Genomic DNA, 22,074 nt, shown 5'->3' with positions numbered 1-22,074 from the left:
AAATCCTTGTACTGAACGAAATCCCCACTCAAATGGGATAAAAAAACCGGGCTTAAAGCCCGGTTTTTTTATCCCATTGCGGTTATCAGCTGCGATGTGATGCGTTCCATATCGTGCGTTCGCACGGGTATGGTTATTGATGGATAGTCATAATTTTTAAAGCGCAATATGACGTGCTGAAAGTGCTTCCCTGAGGTTATGTCGGTGGCCCACTCTGTGATTTCTGAGAGTGGCATGGCTTTGCGGATGCCGTTGTACTCGTCGATCAAGACTGCCGTGCCTGCTTTTGGGTCTATTCCCACGTAGCGGCGGCCCGCTTCATCAGAAATCTGCACCTTGGCTGAAAAGCCCGCCGCAGCGATTGACATAACTAGCTTATGCAGTCGCTTCGCGTAGCGACTCTTTAAGTTTTTGATGAGCCAGCTGCCTCCAAACATCCAGACAAAGGTTAGACCGATCAGTCCAAACGGCCATAGAGCGTGGCTATTATAAATAATTGCGATTGCTATCCATATTATGATTAGGCTTAAAATATTTCCTAGCCAATGAATAATCGTAATTAAAGAAAGCATAATTAACTCCCGTAAACAATATAATTAATTAGCACATTAACCATGAATGCCATCTCCACCGCTAGGTTTGCTATTGCCCGGCTTTCTACCTGGCATGCCAGACTTAGGTGCCATGTGCTCTAGCTTTCCAGCGAAAACCGAGATGGCCTGCCGTGTACGGTCATTGTCGTCCCGACCTACAGTAGCGGATGCCTGACCACCTACCCAGTTTATGACCTGATCTGGTACGATAAAAATCAGGTTAAAACTGCTATGGATTAAGTTCAAACACATAGAGCAATAAACCGCGACAAAGAATAGAGCGCTGAAAATTCCTGTCATGGAGTCGTACTGAACATTTGCAATGGCTATTCCAAATAGGTTGTTTAGTAGCGTGCCGCCCGCAACCACAATAGCTCCGCCCAAGAAAAATCCGACTACCATCAATGTAGGTCGAAACATGCAATTCAAGAGAAATAGATAACCGTGTGCCGTTCTCTGGCCCATACCGTCACCTTCACCGCCAAGATGGGTAAAAGCCCAAAGCGGTGCTGCAATGATTGCTTCTCCAACGACAACAAGCCAATTAATTGCTGCACCGAACCAAATAATGAAAGGTGTCATTGGTAGGTATATTGATAAAGTCGCGCCAAGCAGAAATAACGCAAATATCGCCATTATAATAAATGGGGACATTGCATCAAGTAAACCTTTACCAGCATCCAATCCTCCTGAGAAGAAATTTACAAACTTTGTCGTTAGCCCCACAGCGCTGTTGCCATCGGTAACTCTTTCCAAAGCTTTTAAACCGCCGTATGTAGCTACGGCAACTTCGGCTGTTCCCATGAGAGTGTCACCAAGGTTCTTCATCTTGATGAGCGGGTTAAGCTGACCGCCTTGCTCTCCATTGAAGTTAACGTCCGTTACCAGTGAAGTTGTTATTTTCTGCATCGGAGCAAAAAGGTGGCTCATCACTTTGCTTGTTTCGGTTCCCTGAGAACCGTTTGCGCCCAAAGGATTTGCATTGGTGTTTGTACTCTTTTGCACCGCGTAGGCGTCCATCGCGCTTTGATAAAGATTGACGATAGCAGGGTCTCCACCCGATGAAGGGCCGTATGAGCCAGCTTTGGCGGCAACGGCATCAGTCAGTTTCGTATTGGCTTGGGCAAATGTTTGATACCAGGCGCCTAGTGACCACCATCCTGCCTCTGTGATGCTCGTGCTCATCTGATTTGCGAGCGCTTCAATATCTCCCTGCTTAGTACCGACGCTTTGGTTAACGGTAATTTCGTAAGCCTGAGCGGCGGACTGAATCACCCCTTCGACATCCGAAATATCTCCAGCACCATTCTTTTTCTGAACAACTTCATTAACGAAGTTGAGAGCTGATTTGGTGATCGTATTTTGCATTGCCACCAAAGCGTCGAGATGCGCCTTACGGATTTGTGAGGTATCAATCGTGGTGGAAAACCAGTTTGTCGATGATGACTGGGCTTCGAGATCCGCATTGATATCGGCTCCACCACATATGAAGCTTTTGTTTTTTAGGGTGAAACCGGAGCTCGTCGGCACCTGCTGGACGTAGCCGCCTTGTGTGACAAGTCCGCCTTGTGCAGCAGCCTCAGCGAGACCGGCGTTTATGCCGTGCATGCAGATATTGGCCTCAAACAGATTATGGGCAAGCTGGAGGGTGCTGGGCATGGCCGGTTGCACCACCATTCCTTTCCCATCTTCAAAGGCACTAATGGCGGCATCTGTACTTAAATTGGCAATACCTATGCCCATAGTAGATGCGGACCAAAGCATAAGCAGTTGCGAAAGAGACCACCCGTTTGCGGTAGGTACTAAAGAAACCAACCCCCACACTATTCGTACAGGTCCCCAGACCGTTGTATTTTGCTTGTCGAACACAGCGCCATCGTGAGCCGTGCGAGTTAACTTCCGAAAGATGATATAGCAGGCCCATAGTGACCCAACGACCAGGAGAGCGCCATTAAGTACTTGAAATATACTGGCTAGAATAGTATCGACGCCGCCAGCTTCGCTGGAGGCAAGAGGGTTGTTAACTACGTCGCCATAGATAGTTGCAAGAGCTTGGCGGGACAAATCGCCAGTTTTTTTGGATGCGGCAGTTATTTCACCAATTGTTGTGCCTTCCGCAAACACAGGCAACACAACAACACAGGAAAAAACAAAGGCAATAAAGGAAAGCAGTCTGGATAGTTTCACTTTTCTGCAGCCTCCGTTTCTGGGAATTCCCGCTTAATTTCCCAGTTGAAGACATGAAGCCACCAATGCTTCCGCTGGTAATAATCTCGTGGTGATTTCCCTGGGTTTCGGAGCAACCAGAGATTGCCATCTGCCGCGAATGCGCACCCAACAATTCCTAACGTCATCACTGCCCAAAACATTTTGTACTTCAGCATAACGAATACGTAAGGCGTTGCGAATGGCCACCCAAATATTAAACCGATGGTTGAGAATAAAACAAAAAAAAGTATCAATCTTTTGGATGTTTTTTGATCCTTTATCAATTGCTCGCGATTTTCCATTCTTGTACCCCAGTATTGGAAACAGGCCGGTATAGATACCTTTATTTTAAGTTTCCTATAGGTCGTTGTACAAGAATATCTAGAATAGATATTTCTATCGTTACTGTGTTTCCGTATAATTGCAATGTACGGAATTTAGATGCTCTAAGAGCGCCGAAATTAAAGGGGTTTATGAGGGCTTAATTTTTATTCTTATTTTGTACTCATGTCATAGTACAAAAAATCGTTAGCAGCCAAAGGCGTAATGCCAAGGGGGGGCAATGACAAAAGGTACAAAACCAGGGCAGTTTTCGCCGGTATCGCTTGAAGCACTGGAGCTGATCGCTAACGCTAAAAAAGACCCTCGCTTGCTACTGGCGTACTTAGGGTTGGCCAGGCATACCACCATGAGGGATTTAGACGGCCGTGGCCCTAATATGCTGACGGGTGCCGGTGCGGAGAAGGTCAGGGTGCTGACAGGCTGTGGAACGCCTATGGCCACAGGCATAGTTAACGCCTTAGCCGGCATGGGGCTGATCAAGAAGCCAGCAGCAGGGTTACCACCCAATCAGGCCCGATGGGCGATGCAGCACCAAGGAACTGTGAATATTCCTCACGCCCTGATAGATGGGATAGGGAATGCGGATGGCATTGGTCGCTTATTGAAAGAAGGGGCCGCTGATGAGGTGGTCGTCTGCGCCGTTATGCTGCTGATTAACTGCTATGTAATGCACGATCTAGAAATGTTCGGCGGAGTTGATTACCAGCAAATATGGCGACATTGGAATCATATAGTCAGCCCAGAGGGTGAAGGGTTTCTGGTGACTGCTGAGCCTACCAACGACACAGCCCGTACAAAATTTATCAGCAAGATAGTCGGTAGCATGGGCGACCAGGTAAACGGCAAGGATGCCAGCCACGTTTTCTGGAAGGCCTTCGATCTGCTGAAAGGTACGGGCCTTTTTTATGAGGTTGTGACCTCCATAAGCATCGACGGTGAGAGGACTCCAATCCGTGTTAATGACTTCCACGCCGTTGGGGCTGATTCATCTCTGCTAGAGGCCGCGTGTGGCCTTGGCGTTGGATTTTACGTGCACAAGGATAACGATCGTTCAGAACCTGAAGGCTGCTGGTTTTATCTGCCATCAGATCCAGAGAAAGTGATCGGTATCTGGCGGCTCAGATTCCGGTGCGCAACACCGGAAACGGCCAGGGGAGTCGAGCTTGACTGGTCCAGAGTCGACGACGCTATCGCTGCTATGTGCGCGAAGGGCGTCCTATACTCTGGTTAAATACTAGGTAAGTGACATATAGGTAGGATGAAGATACACGTAGAATGACTCATATAAGTAAGGAAGACATATAAAAGTCAGAAAGACTAGATACAAGTCAGAATGAGCTGCACAGAGCGTAAAAATCAAGGGCGGGTAATCAGTGCAGGGCTAAGCATAGGTTTGTGTACTGTCAGCAAGAGTTGGGAAACTGGGTAGCCTTTTGCCAAAAAGCTGCGGCGGCTGCCCCAATTTCCCAAAAAACGTATTTATTTCGGGAGTTCACACGCTATCCGTTACCCACTTGATATTCCCAGGTGAGACGCCCCGAAGCAGAGGCTCAAGCCAACCCGCAGGTTCCGCGCCTTTCAGAAAATACTGAGGATGATGGCCCCACGCTTCTTCGCGCTCTAGGGGCTTGAAGAAGTTATACGCCTTGAAGTTAACATCTTCGTTTTTATTGAGATAACCCACGAAATCCTTGAGGTTTCCCTGACCGCCCGCACCCATGCCATCACCGAGATAGAAGCGAGTTGAGCTGTAACCGGCTTCTATGTGCGCGTCCCCGTCTTTAATGCGAAAGATCAAGAGCGTTCCATCATGTCGCCCTGAGCTACCGTCGGCAGCCTTTTCCTGACAGATGCGTACAAGCTTGATGGTAATGGGAAGGACCCCCTTTGCAGGCTCGATGAATTCAGTATATGAGCCACCAATTTCGGGATAAGGGAACATTGAACCCGCACCGTTGAGGAGCCAGGAGGTGCTGCAGCTAAAACGTTTGGCGAGCTTCTCGGCCATCTCGAAGGATAAGGCTAGGCGACCATCTATGATGTCCATCAGTGGCGCTGGCGATACTTCTCCCAGGGCCTGCGCTAGATGCGGAACATCGTGGCGTTCACCCCAAGCAAACACATCATCTTCGCGTAGGCGATCAAACAATTGCTCTAGGCGCTTACCTGTCTGGCGTTGCCAGGTTTCCCGCCTCGGTGCAGGCTCAGGTTGAGGCTGATGAAGCGATTCAATATACCGAGCGAGTGCATAACGAGTTTCTCCTTCAAGAGAGCGCTCATGCTTGTTAGCCGCACGGACCAGCTGTTGGTGCAGATCGTCAGGAAAGTCGCGGATCGAAAGTCTAGCCATTTACCACCTCGTCGGCATTATGAGGTCATTTTGCCTTCTTTGAGGTCATAATGTCGGCATAATGACTTATTTTGTCAAGGTCGAAAGCGACTCGTACGGGAAGGTAAACAAGTGAACACTCATTATTGCCAATGTCAGGACACCAACGTTGGGTACGTACCCACAGAAGGCCTTTCAGTCACTTGGAAGGCCCCCTACAGGGCATCACTATGACCGAAAGCACGTTTCTAGCCGCTTTGCCGGCCGACCACACTATGGGGTCTATGTCGAAAACGATATGGACGCACGTCGACTGCTTTATTTGGTCGAAAAAGTTGGAGATGAAAAGATCCACTGGGAGCGCATCGCGAGCATGATATTGACCGTTTTGTGCAAGTTTCAAACCCAGCAAACTGAAATGAATCTGCCGAAAATCGCATCCGAAACTCAGATCGCCCAGTACATCAGTTCTCGGTGGAAGGCATGGCCGTGCAGATAAAACTAAGAAAAGTGCTTTTTTTGAAAAAAATCACTTTTTTTAGATGGGGGAGGGAGACCTTTCTGACTCTGAGGGGAGGCTTCTAAATCTCCCTACTGGGAGACAGGTGCTTCTCCGTCCAGGAGACAGTGTCGACTCCCAAAACATACCCACCGTTAAGAACATTTATTCGTTAAGCACATTCAGCCAATCGAGACACAGTAAACCTACCAAGGAGGCTGACACAGGCGTCTCCCCCCCTGACGTTGTCAGCCTTATTTTGAGCCAGCATACTCTCGCCATCGATAAATAATGGGGGGCACGGAGATGACTACAGCAAAAGCCAAGAAACCAATAGCAGCGGAAAACAAGGCCATCGAACAGCGGTGGGGTAAGGATCTAGTAGCCGCCGGGTGGACTGCTATTCCCAATGTCCTTTTTGAGTGCTCGCAACAGCTGGGGCTCAAACACCTGGACGTGGTAATCATCCTGCACCTGGCTGGTTACTGGTGGCATGCAGGCAACGATCCGTTCCCGACCAAGGAAACCTTGGCCAAAAAGATTGGTGTAACTCCTCGAACAATTCAGCGTTCCATCGCGGAGCTTGAGAAAAAAGAGTACATCACCCGCCATGCCCGAACGTCGAAGCTAGGTGGCAACCTGGCAAACAGCTACTCATTCGAAGGCATCATCAAGGCGGCAACGCCCTTTGCCAAGGTTATGGTGGATGCCCGTGAAAAACAAAAGGCTACCGGTGACGGCCGTGCAAAGCCTAAAAAGCCAATCGCTTTGGAATTGGTCAAATAAGACGATTCTGTCGTCGAGCGCTAAGGAAGTACGACGATGAAAAAAACCGCTACCCAGTGGGGGGATGAGAGCTTAGCGGAAGCTTTTCATGAACTGATGAACGTAGTCATTAACATGCGAAATGCAGGCGTATCGCTAAATCAGGTTCAGCATGCTCCGGAGTTCACCTACCTGATGACTCCAAAGCAATTTGATCGAATCAAGAGAATCTGCCGCGAAAAGCATTGGCCAGTACCCAATCGCCGGGGGATTCTGATTGACCTTCAAGCTGTGGCTCATCCTTTGGATGCTCGCGAAAGTAAGGACAACTGCACACCAGTTGAAGCTTTGGAGATCCTGGCAAACGCTTATTGCGCATACAGCCAAGTAGGGCTGAACAAGCCTAAGAATGCCCAAGGCATCCTCTTCAATACGGGCAGGAAGGTCAGAGTAGGTAACGGCAGCTATTACGCCTTGGCGGTCGTAAAAGTATGTAATGCGGGGGGTATAACGTACTTGGCCCCAGTCACCGCCTATCACGCGACTGAGGCCAAGATCCGAAATATTAGCTGACTACGAGGAAGGACGGCCTCGAAGACAAGTCTCCTGCACTGAAGCAGAACAACCCATACGTCTTGCGATTTCCCTTCATATGACCATGGCTAGCCAGGTCTTCGCAGCTCCGCCGACAAATTTTCTGCTGTCTGCGTAGTCAAGGTTAATGGTAAGCACCCTACCCACAAAATGCAATCATTTACCCCCCCCTGCGGTACCTAATGCCTCCCCCCGAGCGACAAAATGCTATCAATTCAGCATGTCTCGGCGCCGCCAGATCACCCGACGCTTTCGCGCCATGCTTTGTGGATGACCTCATAGAGGCCGTCTATCTCCGCCAGCGCCCTGCGCGCGCACCAGGTCAAGCACCATGCGTTGAAGCGCTGGCTCAGGAAGGCTCGTCACGGCGCGCAAGCCGGCGTCAAATCAGGGTTCAAAAGGGGCCAAGGTTTGGCTATGCGATGCCTAGATAACTGTACATACGTACAGCTTTACTATAATTTCATCACTGCCCGGGCACGGACCGATGGTAAAAAATGTATCGCCCGGGCTCTGGTCAGCCGACAAAAATCACCCTAACTATTTTATATTCTATTGATTTATAAGGTTTTTTAGGGTTTTGGCTGTCAAAGCGGCGCGCATTCTACGGCCCGCCGGTCGAAAAAATCAAATGGTTTTACTTGTAATCGCTTGCACAATTTATCAAAACTGATAACCTCCGCCAGACCCGACATCGTAAATAATGATTATCCACAAATTATTCGATTGAATTTGCATATCAAAGCCCCGAGAGACATAACCTCCCCTGCGTTGGAGGACTACCGAAATGAGCCAAAATATATTCGAGCTGTTCACGGCTGATCCCGTGCAATACAACATGAAGCATCTGAAAGTGCAGCTGTTCGCGGCGTTGATCAAGTTGATACGCGAAAAACAATGGACTCAGTCAGAGGCTGCCCTGGAACTGAACGTCAGCCCGCCAAGAATGAGTAACCTGTTCAAAGGTCACTTAGAGAAATTTTCCATCGACGCGCTGATCGAAATGTTAGTGCGCATCGGCTATAAGCTGGATGTGGATTTCGACCCCGATAATCGGCAGCAACCGCTGACGATGAACGTAAAAAAGGCGACGCTGTGAAGCGTCGCCTTCTGAATAGATCGCCTGGCCGCGCTCTATTTTCCCGCCTGCTATTCATCACCCGCTTTGATCGCAGCTATCAAAGCCTTCAAGCGTTTTTCCACGGTTGACATCAACTGCCTGTCTACGCCGTTTGTCGTCTTCTCTGCCACGTACAACACGTATATAACGCCCTTCACACCCGTGTAGTACACGCATCGCCATGCCGGCCGACCGTTTTCCTTGAGTTCGTACACGTTGGGGCCCAAGGCTTTCAAAGGGCTGACGGTACAAGCTGGCTCCATGTTGTTGCTGAGCAAAGTCAGACTAGTCACAAATCTGCTCTGTTCTCTTTCTGGTGTTGCCCCCATGTCCTTTCCTACTGCCTTTGCAGGGTAGAGTTTGACGATGCGAGGGGAATTACTTGCGGTGTCGGTGTTTTCGTTTTTGTGGGGGGGCATGGGATACCTCATAGTTGTGGGGAGTCGGTCTAGAACTAGTCATTTTTCAATACCTTTAAGGTTTGGGTTAACTGGCACAGTCGAAAGGCTAATAGCTTCCACAGCTGAGGGTTAAGCACCGTCGTCGTAGACGGTACTATGCCAGTGCGGCTACATTATCAGAATTGATAAGAATCACCAACTGTTTCTACGCTGCTACGGCTTTTATTTAATTGACGTCAAATTATTTGTCTGATTGTTGTCCGCGCGACATTGATCGCAGTTCGCTGAGCGCGGCAGATAGACATATAAACCCTCGGGAACGGCCGTTACTGCGGCGAAGATCCTTCGCCCGACCTATCGCGCTGGAATAGGTCCTGGTTGCCTATCTAGCAAAAACTTCGTCGGGGTTGTTGCGCCAGGTTTTGCTCCTTAGGCAATCTGAAATGACCGGCCAACTATAAGAGCCGGATAAGGAGCAATTGCATGACCGACGACCTGATTTTTCTCAAAGCGGCCGCTTTCCTGACCCTGGCGTTTTTGGTGTTCATGGCCTGGCGAGCCCACCGTAAGGAACCGGAGGCTTGGCCCCCAGGCGGCAACTACTGACCACTTGCCCAGGACGGGCGCATTAGGAACCCCCACCGGATCCGGTGCGGTTTGCGTTTACCAATGGCGGACGGTGTTCACGACCGCACATCCGCCGAAAAAGAAGCCGAGGAAAGGGGCGAAAAGGGGGGGGGTAACCTGACTACCAATAACGAGGTTTATGGTAACCGGGCCAGCTTCAGGTTGGCTGGCAGTAGGCCTGTGCGCAGGTTCCTCGGTTAGCTGAGCATTGGTGTGACTCAGAGCGCGGCGCTGGTGACAGGAGCTATCTCAGCGCTGGCTATCGAAATTCGGATCGGGCTGCGTTGGCGTAAACACGTTTGTAAACGCCTTGGAGAAGGGCCAACTAGCCAGCAGCTGGAGGTGCTAGCCGAAAATCTTCTGGAGCGTAATTTGGGCCTGTGATCCTGCAGGAACCGAAAGATGGCGCACTTCGAATAGTTGACATAGTTGTCACCTTTCTTGCTATTATTAGCTTGTCGGCACGTACTGGAACCTTGAGAAAGGGGTGTCGATCCGGAGGCTGAAATGCCTCTCCGAGCCTAGGCTGGATAAGCGTGTTATGCGTGAAAAGGTAGACCTTTAACGAGATTCACAAAGAGCCCTCGACGCGCAAGCGCCGGGGGCTTTTTGCTTCATAGCGTTATCCCTTTGGCCCGCTGGCCAAGAACCCACGAGAGGTTCTGCTTTTTTCCCTTTGGAAGGCTTGACCAGCCCCACTGATCCACGGGATAGGCCGTTATCATCATGATCTTAAGCGTGTTTTCGGTGTTTTCAGGCTTGGTGATATTGAAAATCAGCGCGTAGTCGTACAAATCCATCGCGAAATATCGACGCTGTCTTTTTTGATCGATATGCATCGTGACATGGGCATCGAGCATGCGCTTCAGCGCCCAGGGCTGAAGCTCTTTGCTGGCTTCCCAGCGCGAAGGAGAGAAATTCCGGCGCTCGCCCCTATTAAAAATCAGCTTCCCATCGCCTTTTTCGTCCGTAAAACAGTGAAAACCGAAGGTAAAGTGAATTGTAATGTCGACGTCATCGATCCGAAACACGTGCGAAAATGGCTGAAGGTGCGACATGCTGTAAACACGTCCATTGTTATCGATATCCGTCCAGCTCATCGCGACCGCTCGTGCGTTATAAGTCAAGCATTGTACATCGGGTTTTGGGCGTTCCATTTGTGTTCCTGAAAATCACTGAATGTTGACCCATGCTGCTGTCACGACAGACGTGCCACGAGCCCCAGCGATGATTTTCAGGCAAAAAAAATGGCCCCCTTGGGCCGACTTTCCCATTCAGCTTTTTAAGACCCAGGTCACGTTCGAGCGCGATCGCTAACAGCACCTCAGACGTGTCACCAGCCTTTATCAGGCGCGTGAGCATGTTGCCGCTGACCTCGTTCCAGAACTCTGACTGAATCTAGAAATGCCCAGACCGGGTAAAGTCCAAGTCATAATCGGTGCTGCGTTATTAATCCCAACGCTCACTCCCCACGTCCCGGCAGGAAGCTTTTTTGCTCAATTGGGCAAAAATTTCCGGCGGCTGTTTGCTACAGCTGGACGACCTATTCCCAAATTGGGACTGCTCCCGCCGCTGATGCAGATGCGATACCTATATGTGATAATGTCCTTTATCACATATATAAAGGATTCATCCGATGGCCCGAGCAAAGCCTCCTGCACCTGCGGCTGCAAAATTGGAACTGTCTGCTCGAGAAATCGAATGGGCTATCAAACGTATCGACGAGAGGATCGTCGAGTTGGAAAATTTCGACATCAGAACGGTGATCAGGTCGACCCCGGAGCTGAATGCCCTGTCAGCATCCATCGCAGGAACGCTAGAGCGCGCGTTTGGTGAAAATACATCCGCCTATCAGCGCTATTCGGTAGCTACGAAGCTGCAGCACGTTGCGATGACTTTCTCGATAGATGGGCGCTCTCAGCACGTCGACTATCAAACGCCGACACAACAGAATATTGCTCGCTCAATCGCTTTGCTAAAGACAGCGCAAAGCTCATTGAAGGACGACTTGGAATACCTTCAGGAGAACTCAGAGCCTGAGCAGCCTGCCATTGTGCCGTCTACGTATTCACGCCGGGTTTTTGTAGTGCATGGCCATGATGAAGGCGCGCGGGAAACTGTCGCACGCTTTCTGATGCAGCTAGCCTTCGAGCCGATCATCTTGCATGAGCAAGCTAATCGGGGTGGTACGGTCATGGAGAAAATCGAAACGTATGGGGACGTGGGTTTTGCCGTGGTGCTGCTGACGCCAGACGATGAGGGCAGCGTCAAAGGTGGCAAACCAGAGCCAAGAGTCCGGCAGAACGTCTTGCTCGAGTTGGGTTATTTCCTCGGCCGTCTGGGTCGCGACAAAGTGTGCGCGCTGAAGCGCGGCACTGTGGAGATTCCCAGTGATTTCGCCGGCGTCGTGTGGGAGTCCATGGACGGCAATGGTTGGAAGCAAGCCTTGAGCCGTGAACTCGAAGCCGCCGGGCATGTTATCGACTGGAATAAGGTGATGCGGGCGTGAGCCAGCCGCTTGCTCTGCCTTCTTCAGGAATTACTCTACCGGCCATTGTGACAGGCGAACGGGCGCAACTGCGCTTTATAGAGTTCTTCAGCGCAGCCATCCGCAATCCGAATACACGGCGGGCCTATGCGCGGGCGGCCAACGAATTTCTGGGCTGGTGCCAGGCCATGGGGGTGTCCGATCTGGTCGCAGTGGGCCCATTGCATGTGGCGACTTGGATCGAGCGACAGACACAAATTTTGGCCGCGCCTTCGGTCAAACAACGCCTGGCGGCGATTCGGCATCTGTTTGATTGGCTGGTGGTGGGGCAGGTCGTGCCCCATAATCCCGCCGCCTCCGTACGCGGGCCCAGTCATACAGCGCGTACAGGCAAAACCCCTGTATTAGATCCCTATGAGGCACGGGAGCTGCTGGACAGTATTGATATCAGCACGCCGGCAGGTTTGCGGGATCGGGCGCTGATTGCGTTGATGGTGTTTTCTTTTGCCCGTGTAGGTGCAGCGCTGAGCATGAAGATCGAGGACGTTTACACGCAAAATCGACGGCTCTGGGTGCGACTGCGGGAGAAAGGCGGCAAACAGCACGCGATGCCCTGCCATCATCTTTTAGAGGAATACCTGCACGCGTACTTGGTTCAGACGGGAATCGAGGCGGATCTAAAAGGCCCGCTGTTCCGTACAATTGGACGCGGTACCGGACAATTGAGTGCTACGGCCCTACCACAGGCCAATGCGCATGCCATGGTGCGCCGGCGAGCACTGGCCGCAGGTATTAAAACGCAGATCGGCAATCACAGCTTTCGGGCTACCGGGATCACCGCCTATTTGAAAAGCGGCGGCAGCCTGGAGAACGCGGCGGCGATGGCCAACCATGCCTCTACTCGCACTACCCAGCTTTATGACCGGCGCCGCGACGAAATCAGCTTGGATGAGGTGGAGCGGATCAGGGTCTGATCCAATTGGTCATAGCAATAAAAATGCGTCGACAACCCGCTTTAACAAACCTGAAATTGGTAGAACTCACCGTATCCGTCATGCTCGTACCGGTCAGCTTACCGCGCAACGGTAGCGGTAACTTCCTGCCCGCCAAATGATGCTCTGAGCTTTCCAGGTACTGGTGAATGCACCCGGCTGCGACCGGGTGCAACGGCGGGTACCTTACTTTCCCGCCCTTGTCGTGAACCTTCAGGTGCTGGACCCTCGGCGATCCTGAATGTCGCTCACCTGCAGCTGCGCTTCTTCACGGCGCAGCCCGTGATAGAGAGGCACAGTTAATATCGCCCGGTCGCGCTACCCTCGTTGTTTCATCCGGCCCGTCGAGCAGTGCTTTCGCCCATCTATCTAGCCGAACACCTCCACTAGGAGTCTTAGGTTATGCACGAGTTTTCTGCAAGTTATACACGTTGCGTAAAAGAAATAACTTATGTAAGTTATGTTTAGTTGTCTATCTAGAGGAGCGGAGCAGCATGATTTTGCTATTGGGCGGGGAAAAAGGGGGCAGTGGGAAGTCCTGCTTGGCTCAAAACTTAGCTGTCTGGATCAAGGCCCGCGGTGGTGACGTTTTGCTGCTTGATGCAGATCCTCAAGGCACGACGGCTGATTGGGCTGCTGAACGGAATGACCAGGGCGACCTCCCGCCGATACCGGTTGTGCAAGCTCATGGAAACATTCGTCAAACCCTGCTCGATCTGCGCGGCAGATATAGACAAATTGTAGTGGATGCAGGTGGGGCAGACTCAGAAGCACTGCGATCGGCAATGACGGTAGCGACTCATATGCTCATCCCATTTCGACCCAAGCGGAGAGACCTGAAGACGCTTCCTAAGGTTGAAAACCTGGCGCGGTTGGCCATCGCAGTTAATCCTGATCTGACGATACGGGCCGTTATCACGCAATGCCCGGCGTTGCCAAGTCAAGTCCAAAGAATTCTGGACGCAAAAGACGCTTGCTTGTCCTTCGAAATCATCCCTTTGAATGCCATCACCACTGCGCGAAACGTTTACGACGACGCAGATGAAGATGGGTGTTCCGTATTGGAGAGTGGGTCTGACCCTCGGGCCAAAGAGGAAATTGAATCCCTAGCGACTGAGCTATGGGGGAGCACAAAATGGGCTTAAAAAATCTTTCTCGGCCGTCCCGGATGAATGAGAACGCTCCTGAAATGAGTGTCGAAGCTGCTGCGCAAGCATTCATAGCTGATGCGCCAGTGGGTGCTAACCCTGAACCAAAACGCCGACGTAAGAAGACTTCTTCAACGTTTGTACGAACGACGTTCTCGCTCTCAAAAGATGTGAACCGCCAAATCGACAAGATTTCGCTTACCCCTAGGAATTTTCGAGCTACGCGTTCAGATGTGATTCGTGCGGGTATTGTTGCATTGCAGAACCTGGATAAGGCTGAGTTGCTGGAGCTGCTTGAGCGTGCGAGTAGAGCCGAACCCATCGAGGAACTTACGCAAGAGGAGTAACGTGTTTAAGTTAATTCACTTACGTAACACAAATAAGTTACTTCACTTGCTTAGCGTACGTAAGTTGCTTACCGGGTTTGATTATTTTCACAGAGCCCTTGTTTTTATTGGGCTGCAGCGCTAATCAGGGATGATCGACGATTCAAAAAGGCCGAGAAAATCCGGCCTTTTTTTATGCCTGGTAAAAAAATTTTGATACCGGAATTCTAGTGATTACGAGTCATAAAAATGGGTCTTTAGGATCTTGACGTATAACGGTTAAACCAATATTCTTGGCCTGGAGTTTAACCGTTTAACCTGGATACCCATGAGTACGAGCGCGCCATCTTCCATCATGGCCACGAAAGTGGAAGAGTCGATAAAGCGACGTTTTGACGCCGCTATGAGGGCTCGTGGGACAACCACGTCTGCGATGCTCCGTGAAGCGATCTATAGGTATCTAAACGAGTTGGATGCAGGTGAAGAACATCCGCAATTTAGGTTGGAGTTAGACCGTGCGGTAGGGCGAGGGAAATGAACATGGAGACACTGGTGGTGTAAACCAGATTACAGAAACCAGAAAGCCCGGCTGGTAACCGGGCTTTCTGGACAAACGCGAACAGGCTGCTCTTTCGACGGGGCTGAAACCTGTTCACATACAAGGTGAGCTGATTATGGCTAGCACCGCGGCTTCTTGCAAGTTGCAAAATGCTATCCGTAAGAGGTTTGCCGCCGAGCGGCGGGGAAAATGGATTCCACCTCAAAAAAGCAAGGTACGTTCGTCCAGCTGGACGATAGACTGCAATGCCTGCCAACTGCCGGGGCATACACGCCTTCGGCGCATTTCTCCGAGGATGGTACGGCATTTAACCGCATCGTCATCGAGGCACCCTATCTCGCACGCTGCAGCGATAACAAGACTGCAACGCTGGTACGTCCACGCGACTACGCGATCCGTTACCCCTATATGCAGATCAATCGTCGTGGGATGGTGTCCTGGCTGATCTTCGATCTCGATCACACCAACTCTCTTGCCTGGGATGACGAAGGCCTTCCTCCGCCGAATCTGGTCGTGCGTAACAGGAACAACGGCCACTCGCATCTGTTCTATGCCATTCCTCCAGTCTGTACGACCGAAAATGCCCGCGACAAGCCGATTCAGTACATGAAAGCGGTTTACGCAGCATTTGCGCTGCGCTTAAAGGCTGACCCGGATTACAACAGCGGGCCAGTCGCTAAGACGCCAGGGCATCCGTGGTGGTCGACCTCTGAGCTGCATAACCATGTCTATGAACTGGGTGAACTCGCCGATTATGTGGAGCTGCAGGTGTCGCCCTGGAAAACGGGGCCCGAGTTGGAAGATCTGCCCCATTCCAGGCACTGCGTTCTATTTGAGCAGCTACGTTATTTCGCTTACAGCATCGTCAACCAAGAGCGCGAACGCGGAACCCTGGCCTCGTTCTCGCGGCGACTTGAAGCGTTTGCACATAATCACAACAAATTTGCTCGGAACGGCTTTTCCGAGGATTTGATGCTGTCTTCAGTGAGGGCAACAGTCAGGTCAGTAGCCAGGTGGACGTGGACGCGCTACCAAGGCAGCACCAGGTGCTGTCGAGGTGCAATGGCCTTGGACAAGTCGTTACCACTGGCAGAGCGGCAGAGCCTGGCCGCCAAGCGCACTCACGAGCTGCGACACAGGTCGACCGAGTCGAAAATCCGCGCAGCGTGTCGAGGACTCCAGGAACGCGGGGAAAAGCTCACCCAGGTGGCTATAGCCATCCTCGCAGGCGTTTCTCGGCAAACGGTGGCCAACTATGGCCATGTATTGAATGAAGTCACCCGGCCGCAGACCATTTCGGTCCTGGTGGCCACTTCCGTGTCAAAGACGTTTTCCCCAAGTTCTACCGGCGATCAAGGCTCGACACCCTCGCATGGCATAGCTCTGACGGATGTTACATATGGTGTACATCAGGTAACAGCCCCCGCTGGGGGCGCTCTTGATCTTGTTGCTTCGAGCTCTCAAAGTGAGGATTCTTCATAGTGCCGGGGAGTGCTGTACTGATGGCTTGGTTCATGCGTACTGCCATTGCTGCTGTGCTGTCAGGTCCAGCATTGGTCTGTAGTCAGGATCGTCTGTCCGACAGCCTTTAGATGCGCCTTCCGTTGAAATGTGTGGGGTATAGATGTGCTGGCTCGCCCAGATTTCAATACAGAGCGTCCGAGTTCACGGTGGTTGTTACTGGATTGGTTGTTTACACGTTTGGTCGTTGTTTGAATTGGCCAAGATCTAGTGCGAGTGTTTCGCTGCGGTCAAGACGTTGTGTGCTGGTATGAGCACCGACGCAAGCGCGTTGGTTGACACCGGCATGCTGGAGTTGCAGCGCAAACGTAGGAGAGTTTCTGCACGCATCGTAAATGTCAGCAAACTACTGTTTTTTGCCTGGCCGCGGGCTTCCTTTGTAAGGGATACAGGCTATTACGGTGTGATTCCGGCGTTCTGTTGAAGCTCTTATCCACCCATTGTGTGGCTGCTGGACGTGCACCATTAGCGTCTAGCTGACTGTTCTACAGGCAAAAAGAAACCCCCTGGTGCGCAGTATGGGCCGGAGCCCATCCGAGGCGTGGAGGTTATGGTTGTGATCAATCCTACGCAGAGGCTTAAAAAGCGTCAATTAAGGATTGGGTTTTGGCAGCAACGGAATCGCAACGCATTTAAGCTCAGAGCCTCCCTGAAACCAGCGTGTTGCAAGAGACGTCGTATATCACCGACATTTTCTATCTATACGGCGGGTTTTCCGCGACTCACTGAGCTTGAAGAGCTCGACTTTTCCCCTGAAAAGTCTGTGTCTGCCAATTTTTGAAGTGGTTTTTGACTTTCTAGGTTTTTGTAGGGGGATAATTACGCGGTGCCCTTACCCTTGAGCATCGTCGTATATCGCCGACATTTCTGTTCGGGGAGCCTACAGAATTCGGAAAAAATCGTACGCTAAGGTATTGGGCTCTAGTCCCGATCAGGCCTGGCCACCTCCACCCGTATGGCTTCAAAAGACCTAGAGGCCATGGTCTACAATGAATTGCTGAGCGTTTTGGCAACCAATGTGTAGTCCCGAAAGGTATTCCCCACGACATGGCCGATATCGAGAACCCCTCTGAACAGATTGAAGTACGTATTACTGAGTTGAAAGCGCAGTATCAGCAGTTGCAGGACGATTACGACGATGAAGTTCTGTTGTGCACGGGTTTGCTGCGCGCCTTGGTAAAAGCAGACTATGGTTTCTGTGAAACGTTGGTGAGGCACGCCGACTGCTCGGCTGAACGCAAAGCCGACGCACTGAGATACATCGCCGATGCGCGTGCTGGATATGGCTGAGCGGACTGTTGCGCTTACCGATGCTAGAGGTCCTCGCGTGTGTGCCACAGACGCAGCAGGTAGATAGTCGAATCCACTATCTCGTAGCGCATTTCGTAATGGCCTACCTAGATTCGGCGAACATCCCGTGGTTCAAACTCCTCCAGTCGTTCGCCAATTCGTGGGTTGGCCAGCAGCGTGGTCGGGGCAACGGTTCGTGCGGCAGCAGGCTGATTTACCGCTGCTAGAAATTCATATAGCCGGGCAATGTCGGAAAGCGCCTTGCTTGTCCACTTCAATTCCATCAGCGCGGCACCGGCAACGGAGCATCGGTACTGATGAGGCTATCCGCCCAAGCCTGGACAGCTTGGTGGTCAATCACACGACCTGCGTCAACGTCGGCCAAGGCTTCACGGGTCAGGCGGCTACGCTCTTCTTCCTGGTCCAGGCGGACAGAGCTTGTTTGACGATCCAGTTCTTGGAGCGCTCCATGCGCACAACCATCAAATCGACCTTTTCTGCAAGTTGCACAGGAACGTGAGCCGTGACGGATCGGGTTTTTGCGGTGGTTGCCATGACAGGGTTGCTCCCGAGTTAATTTTTATTGAATTTGATGTCGCCAGAACCCGCAACAGAATGGTCGCGAATCGGTGGGTTGCCACGGATCACAATGTCGCCAGAGCCAGCGACCATTAGTTTTGCGGATTTAGCCACCAGCTCACTGGCGTCCACATCACCAGATCCAGCCACCTCCGCGTCAAGGACATTCACCTTTCGGTATCGCGCTGTGCAGGCGATAGCCGGAATCCTTCCCCCTTTAATGATATGGCCATTGCTCGGAGCGCGTATGTGCAGATCTTGTGTCCTGGAGCGGGAAGCGGTGTTTGCACTACTCGGTATCGCGTCGCGCAGCGATGGCCGGAATCCTTTCTCCATTCATGAGATAGCCATGGCGAACCGTGCATCGATCTATACCACGCAGCGTGATGAGGTCGAGCGGATTCGTCTTTAACCTGATGAAATTGCGATGCCGAATAAGTGTGGCTTCTTTAAAGCCTGTTGACCAAGGGGACGAAAAAAAATTTAGCCTATAGGTACTCTTAATCGAAAAGGCTCATTCTCGAAGCTCGCAAAGCCGTCAATACCTTGTATTTAAGGGCCTTAGACGCTCATAGCCAAGCTAATACGTCATAACTCAAACTTAGTTAGTATATAGGCTCTCTTTAGGTATGACTTGGTGCAGGAATTTCGAGGGTATTGCGAGACGTACTTCATGTAGATACCATCGCATCAAGCCAACTAGGAGTTTCGCAAATGTGCAAACTAGAGATAACCGTCAAAGCAAACTTCACAAGCAAAATTAATCTGGGTAATGCCGCTCGTCGGATTGTTTTATATTTGGTGATAGGTATGGGTGTTCTGTATCAGCAGACTGTTCTTGACGTGAACGGTATTAAACCTCCCGAAAACATTGGTCCGTATTCTATTGTTTCGAAGAAATAATTGGCTGCCAATGTGCTTTAATGCTTCATTAAGTTAGATATGAAGTTGTCGGTTGTTAATGTAGTATATTGACTTTTGCAAATCCGCAATATATTATTTTTTAAGTAAGCAAATAACGCGACGTTAATTCATACCGAATGACTACAGAGGAGTGCGCTTATGACATTAACTAACGAGGTGTAATTATTATGTCGAAGAAGAATAAAAAATCAAAAGTAAATCTTTATATTGTTATAGGTGTTTCGCTCCTGCTGAACGGAGACACTCCTCAACCGCCTGTACATGCTGGTGATAGCCCTTCTTATAGGGTGTGCATAGGCTTCGGTGGAGGTGCTAAACCCTGATAGCCATTCCGTCACGCTTACATCATAACTACCACGACCGCCAGGTCGTGCTGTTGTTTCTGGGCTTCTCGATGTCAACTCGGTGTTTGATTGTCCCCATGAACCAGGCACGTGCACTGCGAGGTCCTTCACGGTATCAATTTTCCGATTGCATTAATTGCATTGACAACGCTTTGTAGCGTTCAACAATCGCTTTCACAGCACTGCTTTTTTCAATCCTCAACGTATGTCGATCATTATTCGCTGTCGTCATCAGATGATGCCAATGAAAGATTGATTTTTCATCATTTCCGGCTTCTTTATAAAGCTTCTCGGAAGCGAGTGCGAAGACGGTATCTATTAAGTCCTCTGCCAATTCGAGATTTTGTAACTGCTCATTTGATTTGTTTATATCTATCACGACAATTTTACCTTTGTCTTAAATTTTTTTTGTTCCTTTTTTTCATACGGATGATGATCCCCTCAACCATTTTAGCAGTAATGCTTCTATCATTACTCTGTCTTTCGTTATGGTATTGCATTTCCTCGCGTCAAACGTCCGTAGATTTTTCATTTTTGTTGAAATCGATTTTTCTCCCTGATTGTATCTGGATGTCATTTTTCGTGGTGCCGAGCTGATCGTAAATGGTTTTCGGAATGTCTTTTCCAGGTTCACCGATTATTGTCACTAAACACGCTTTTCGAAGCAGGACAGGGTAGGGTTTGTGCTACCGCCATAAATGGCGTCCTCACAACCGGCCCCGCTGCAGTCGTTTCACTCCCTTGCGCTGCCTACCTCCCTGCTCAGGGCAAGCCCCGAGACCCCTAAGCTAATTTTTGTGAGCCTGCTTTGGTAGCCCGAAAGCGGCTATTTACACGGCACTATTGCGATAGGCAGTCCCACACCTTAACGCTACGCTATACTTGTATAGCAATCATTTGGAGGGTCCCATGTTAGCTATCCGTCTTGCCCCGGAAATAGAGGAGCGCCTAGAAGCATTGGCTGCTCGTACAGGACGCACTAAGACCTTCTATGCCCGTGAGGCCATCCTCGAGCACATTGATGACCTAGAGGATCTGTACCTGGCTGAGCAGCGATTGGGAGAGGTGCGTGAGAACCGTAGCAAAACGATTTCACTTCAAGACGTGATTAAGTCCTATGACCTGGCGGATTGAATTTGATCCGGCAGCGGAAAAGGAACTGAAAGAACTTGGGGACGATGCAGCAAAGGACGTTCTGAAATTTCTTGTTGGACGTATCACCAATCAAGGCGAACCACGCAGTATTGGAACCGCTCTGAAAGGCTCAGAGCGGGGCGAGCTCTGGAAGTACCGAGTTGGAGACTATCGCATCGTCTCCAACATCCAGGACGCCACTTTAACCATTTTGGTCGTACGACTCAGCAGTCAGCAGAGAGGGTACAGACGATGAAGGACGATAAGCGCTGGAATCTGTGGGGCTTGTGGAAGCGTTGGAAACCTAAAAGGAAAGCCAAAGAGTTCACCCGCTGCGCCACCTATAGAGAAGATTTGGTATTGCGGCCAGAGCTCCTTGCCGAGCTGGCCGAACGCTCTAAGAACGATACACAGCCGAGTACCAGGCTATGAGAATGAACGAGCAACGGCGAACCAAATGGTTGCCATCTGTTAGGTGTTTTGAGCATGAAGAAGCGGCAGTTCGTGAGAAAGCCTACGACTGCGGAAAAAGCACTGGGCAATTCATGCTCGCAGCGGCTTTAGGTCGGCGTACTCAAAGCAAAATTGATAGTCACATTCTCAACGAATTGAGGCGGCTGGCTGGTTTGCAAAAACACCTGTTCAAGGAAAGCGGAGGCATGCATTCAAAAGAATATGCAGAGATCCTTGTTGAGGTGAAAGCTGCAATCGTAAGGCTCAGTAAGTAACTGAGTTATTGCGTTAAATTGTAAAATATGGAGGTTGGTCATGGGAGCTATTCATCTTATTCGCGCACCGGATTACCGGTTTGACATTCTGCGGTTACAGCAAGCTAACGCATTGATGAGATCCGCTAATCGGGCTGTGGCTTTCGGTGATGATATTGAGCTAGCTAGGCTAGGTTTTGCAGCCGAGCATCGAGAAGAGCTGATGCGGGGTGGTGGCTTTCATGAACGACTTTTCCGCGCAAACTATCAGACGATTTCTTATTTGCGTCGACACGGAGGCAAGCATGTTCACTAATGCCGTACCACCGCTGTCGATCGCTGGTGGGGTATTAATGCCCGCGACGATAAGGACGGTACGCGAATTACCAGCCTTTCACCTCTGCGGTTGGAGAATTCTGGACCGCTGGGCTCTTGAGAGCCCAGCACAGCTTCAATCTCTGGAATCTGAAGGTGAGGTAGCTCTCTTGGGGCGTTTGTTCGAACAGCAGCAGCTGGAGCACTCGATGCTAACGTCAGAATCTGCCCTGGAACAGCGTCGATCTGGGCTGGCTGAACACGAAATC

Annotated in this window: 24 protein-coding genes and 3 pseudogenes; 16 read left to right on the top strand and 11 right to left on the bottom strand. The window is 50.7% G+C overall.

Annotation, left to right across the window (positions count from 1 at the left end):
* Window positions 1-68: 68 nt before the first annotated feature.
* The 3 genes from NUV89_RS16765 to NUV89_RS16755 are packed head-to-tail and all read right to left on the bottom strand — an operon-like array spanning window position 69 to window position 3,103.
* A complete protein-coding gene (locus NUV89_RS16765) occupies window positions 69-572 on the bottom strand; it encodes a hypothetical protein (protein WP_198823051.1) in 504 nt (167 codons plus the stop codon).
* Window positions 573-608: 36 nt separating this feature from the next.
* Window positions 609-2,780 carry a DotA/TraY family protein gene (locus tag NUV89_RS16760; RefSeq protein WP_198719180.1) on the bottom strand — a complete coding sequence of 724 codons (2,172 nt, stop codon included), beginning with the start codon at window positions 2,778-2,780 and terminating at the stop codon, window positions 609-611.
* Window positions 2,777-3,103, bottom strand: a complete 327-nt coding sequence (locus tag NUV89_RS16755) for a hypothetical protein (protein WP_198719179.1) — start codon at window positions 3,101-3,103, stop codon at window positions 2,777-2,779. The genes NUV89_RS16760 and NUV89_RS16755 overlap by 4 nt, the downstream gene beginning before the upstream one ends.
* 260 nt (window positions 3,104-3,363) lie before the next feature.
* Between NUV89_RS16755 and NUV89_RS16750 the strand changes: the two genes are divergently transcribed.
* Window positions 3,364-4,374 carry a hypothetical protein gene (locus NUV89_RS16750; protein ID WP_198719178.1) on the top strand — a complete coding sequence of 337 codons (1,011 nt, stop codon included), beginning with the start codon at window positions 3,364-3,366 and terminating at the stop codon, window positions 4,372-4,374.
* 261 nt (window positions 4,375-4,635) lie between these two features.
* Here the strand turns inward: NUV89_RS16750 and NUV89_RS16745 are convergent, their stop codons facing one another.
* Window positions 4,636-5,493, bottom strand: coding sequence for a hypothetical protein (locus tag NUV89_RS16745; RefSeq protein WP_198719177.1), 858 nt, complete (start codon window positions 5,491-5,493; stop codon window positions 4,636-4,638).
* Window positions 5,494-6,277: 784 nt separating this feature from the next.
* Here NUV89_RS16745 and NUV89_RS16740 point away from each other — a divergent pair.
* From NUV89_RS16740 to NUV89_RS16730, 3 genes are all read left to right on the top strand, one after another.
* Window positions 6,278-6,757: a helix-turn-helix domain-containing protein gene (locus tag NUV89_RS16740; protein WP_024652694.1), complete on the top strand. Its 480-nt coding sequence runs from the start codon at window positions 6,278-6,280 to the stop codon at window positions 6,755-6,757.
* Window positions 6,758-6,793: 36 nt separating this feature from the next.
* A complete protein-coding gene (locus NUV89_RS16735) occupies window positions 6,794-7,309 on the top strand; it encodes a hypothetical protein (RefSeq protein ID WP_024652695.1) in 516 nt (171 codons plus the stop codon).
* Window positions 7,310-8,117: 808 nt separating this feature from the next.
* On the top strand, window positions 8,118-8,429 hold the full coding sequence (locus NUV89_RS16730; RefSeq protein ID WP_024652696.1) for a helix-turn-helix domain-containing protein: 312 nt from the start codon (window positions 8,118-8,120) through the stop codon (window positions 8,427-8,429).
* Between the two features lie 50 nt (window positions 8,430-8,479).
* On the opposite strand, the gene NUV89_RS16725 is transcribed toward NUV89_RS16730, so the two are convergent.
* Window positions 8,480-8,869, bottom strand: coding sequence for a type II toxin-antitoxin system RelE/ParE family toxin (locus NUV89_RS16725; protein ID WP_198719176.1), 390 nt, complete (start codon window positions 8,867-8,869; stop codon window positions 8,480-8,482).
* A 465-nt stretch (window positions 8,870-9,334) separates the two neighbouring features.
* On the opposite strand from NUV89_RS16725, the gene NUV89_RS16720 reads away from it, so the two are divergent.
* Window positions 9,335-9,457: a hypothetical protein gene (locus NUV89_RS16720; RefSeq protein WP_257782195.1), complete on the top strand. Its 123-nt coding sequence runs from the start codon at window positions 9,335-9,337 to the stop codon at window positions 9,455-9,457.
* 635 nt (window positions 9,458-10,092) lie between these two features.
* Here the strand turns inward: NUV89_RS16720 and NUV89_RS16715 are convergent.
* Complete coding sequence (locus NUV89_RS16715; RefSeq protein ID WP_232923474.1) at window positions 10,093-10,635, bottom strand: hypothetical protein; 543 nt, start codon at window positions 10,633-10,635, stop codon at window positions 10,093-10,095.
* A gap of 479 nt (window positions 10,636-11,114) precedes the next feature.
* Here NUV89_RS16715 and NUV89_RS16710 point away from each other — a divergent pair, with 479 nt between their 5' ends.
* Together NUV89_RS16710 and NUV89_RS16705 are read left to right on the top strand one after the other, a co-directional pair.
* The gene (locus NUV89_RS16710; protein ID WP_094951737.1) at window positions 11,115-11,987 is read left to right on the top strand and encodes a TIR domain-containing protein; all 873 of its coding nucleotides are present in this window, start codon (window positions 11,115-11,117) and stop codon (window positions 11,985-11,987) included.
* Window positions 11,984-12,940 (top strand): tyrosine-type recombinase/integrase, encoded by a 957-nt coding sequence (locus NUV89_RS16705; RefSeq protein ID WP_257782194.1) that lies wholly within the window; start codon window positions 11,984-11,986, stop codon window positions 12,938-12,940. The genes NUV89_RS16710 and NUV89_RS16705 overlap by 4 nt, the downstream gene beginning before the upstream one ends.
* A gap of 76 nt (window positions 12,941-13,016) precedes the next feature.
* Here the strand turns inward: NUV89_RS16705 and NUV89_RS16700 are convergent.
* Window positions 13,017-13,355 (bottom strand): annotated as a pseudogene (locus tag NUV89_RS16700) (integrase); the annotation flags it as partial.
* 97 nt (window positions 13,356-13,452) lie between these two features.
* Here NUV89_RS16700 and NUV89_RS16695 point away from each other — a divergent pair.
* The 5 genes from NUV89_RS16695 to NUV89_RS16680 all read left to right on the top strand — a co-directional run bounded on the left by NUV89_RS16695 (window position 13,453) and on the right by NUV89_RS16680 (window position 17,802).
* Complete coding sequence (locus tag NUV89_RS16695; protein ID WP_198719175.1) at window positions 13,453-14,103, top strand: AAA family ATPase; 651 nt, start codon at window positions 13,453-13,455, stop codon at window positions 14,101-14,103.
* Complete coding sequence (locus tag NUV89_RS16690) at window positions 14,094-14,453, top strand: hypothetical protein (RefSeq protein WP_024652702.1); 360 nt, start codon at window positions 14,094-14,096, stop codon at window positions 14,451-14,453. The genes NUV89_RS16695 and NUV89_RS16690 overlap by 10 nt, the downstream gene beginning before the upstream one ends.
* A gap of 307 nt (window positions 14,454-14,760) precedes the next feature.
* Window positions 14,761-14,970: a ribbon-helix-helix protein, CopG family gene (locus NUV89_RS29955; RefSeq protein WP_374684506.1), complete on the top strand. Its 210-nt coding sequence runs from the start codon at window positions 14,761-14,763 to the stop codon at window positions 14,968-14,970.
* Between the two features lie 210 nt (window positions 14,971-15,180).
* A complete protein-coding gene (locus NUV89_RS16685) occupies window positions 15,181-16,473 on the top strand; it encodes a replication initiation protein (protein WP_198719174.1) in 1,293 nt (430 codons plus the stop codon).
* Between the two features lie 1,086 nt (window positions 16,474-17,559).
* Complete coding sequence (locus tag NUV89_RS16680) at window positions 17,560-17,802, top strand: hypothetical protein (RefSeq protein ID WP_198719173.1); 243 nt, start codon at window positions 17,560-17,562, stop codon at window positions 17,800-17,802.
* Between the two features lie 23 nt (window positions 17,803-17,825).
* Here NUV89_RS16680 and NUV89_RS16675 read toward each other — a convergent pair.
* The 4 genes and pseudogenes from NUV89_RS16675 to NUV89_RS16660 all read right to left on the bottom strand — a co-directional run bounded on the left by NUV89_RS16675 (window position 17,826) and on the right by NUV89_RS16660 (window position 20,028).
* Window positions 17,826-18,086 (bottom strand): annotated as a pseudogene (locus NUV89_RS16675) (type II toxin-antitoxin system RelE/ParE family toxin).
* Window positions 18,086-18,357 (bottom strand): annotated as a pseudogene (locus NUV89_RS16670) (CopG family ribbon-helix-helix protein). The pseudogenes NUV89_RS16675 and NUV89_RS16670 overlap by 1 nt, the downstream one beginning before the upstream one ends.
* Window positions 18,358-18,375: 18 nt before the next feature.
* On the bottom strand, window positions 18,376-18,717 hold the full coding sequence (locus tag NUV89_RS16665) for a GIN domain-containing protein (RefSeq protein ID WP_234451414.1): 342 nt from the start codon (window positions 18,715-18,717) through the stop codon (window positions 18,376-18,378).
* Window positions 18,718-19,764: 1,047 nt separating this feature from the next.
* On the bottom strand, window positions 19,765-20,028 hold the full coding sequence (locus NUV89_RS16660) for a hypothetical protein (RefSeq protein WP_198719184.1): 264 nt from the start codon (window positions 20,026-20,028) through the stop codon (window positions 19,765-19,767).
* 530 nt (window positions 20,029-20,558) lie between these two features.
* Between NUV89_RS16660 and NUV89_RS16655 the strand changes: the two genes are divergently transcribed.
* From NUV89_RS16655 to NUV89_RS16640, 4 genes are all read left to right on the top strand, one after another.
* Window positions 20,559-20,783, top strand: coding sequence for a DUF6290 family protein (locus NUV89_RS16655; RefSeq protein WP_024652684.1), 225 nt, complete (start codon window positions 20,559-20,561; stop codon window positions 20,781-20,783).
* Complete coding sequence (locus NUV89_RS16650) at window positions 20,767-21,039, top strand: type II toxin-antitoxin system RelE/ParE family toxin (RefSeq protein WP_198719183.1); 273 nt, start codon at window positions 20,767-20,769, stop codon at window positions 21,037-21,039. The genes NUV89_RS16655 and NUV89_RS16650 overlap by 17 nt, the downstream gene beginning before the upstream one ends.
* Window positions 21,040-21,217: 178 nt before the next feature.
* Window positions 21,218-21,511 (top strand): plasmid mobilization protein MobA, encoded by a 294-nt coding sequence (gene mobA, locus NUV89_RS16645; protein WP_232922896.1) that lies wholly within the window; start codon window positions 21,218-21,220, stop codon window positions 21,509-21,511.
* 221 nt (window positions 21,512-21,732) lie between these two features.
* On the top strand, window positions 21,733-22,074 hold a 342-nt coding region (locus tag NUV89_RS16640), incomplete at its 3' end, for a hypothetical protein (protein ID WP_257782193.1).

Source organism: Pseudomonas sp. 18.1.10, assembly GCF_024655625.1.
Classification (GTDB): Bacteria; Pseudomonadota; Gammaproteobacteria; order Pseudomonadales; family Pseudomonadaceae; genus Aquipseudomonas.
The sequence above is the reverse complement of the archived record's forward strand: the minus strand, read 5'-3'. Positions and strand labels throughout refer to the sequence as shown.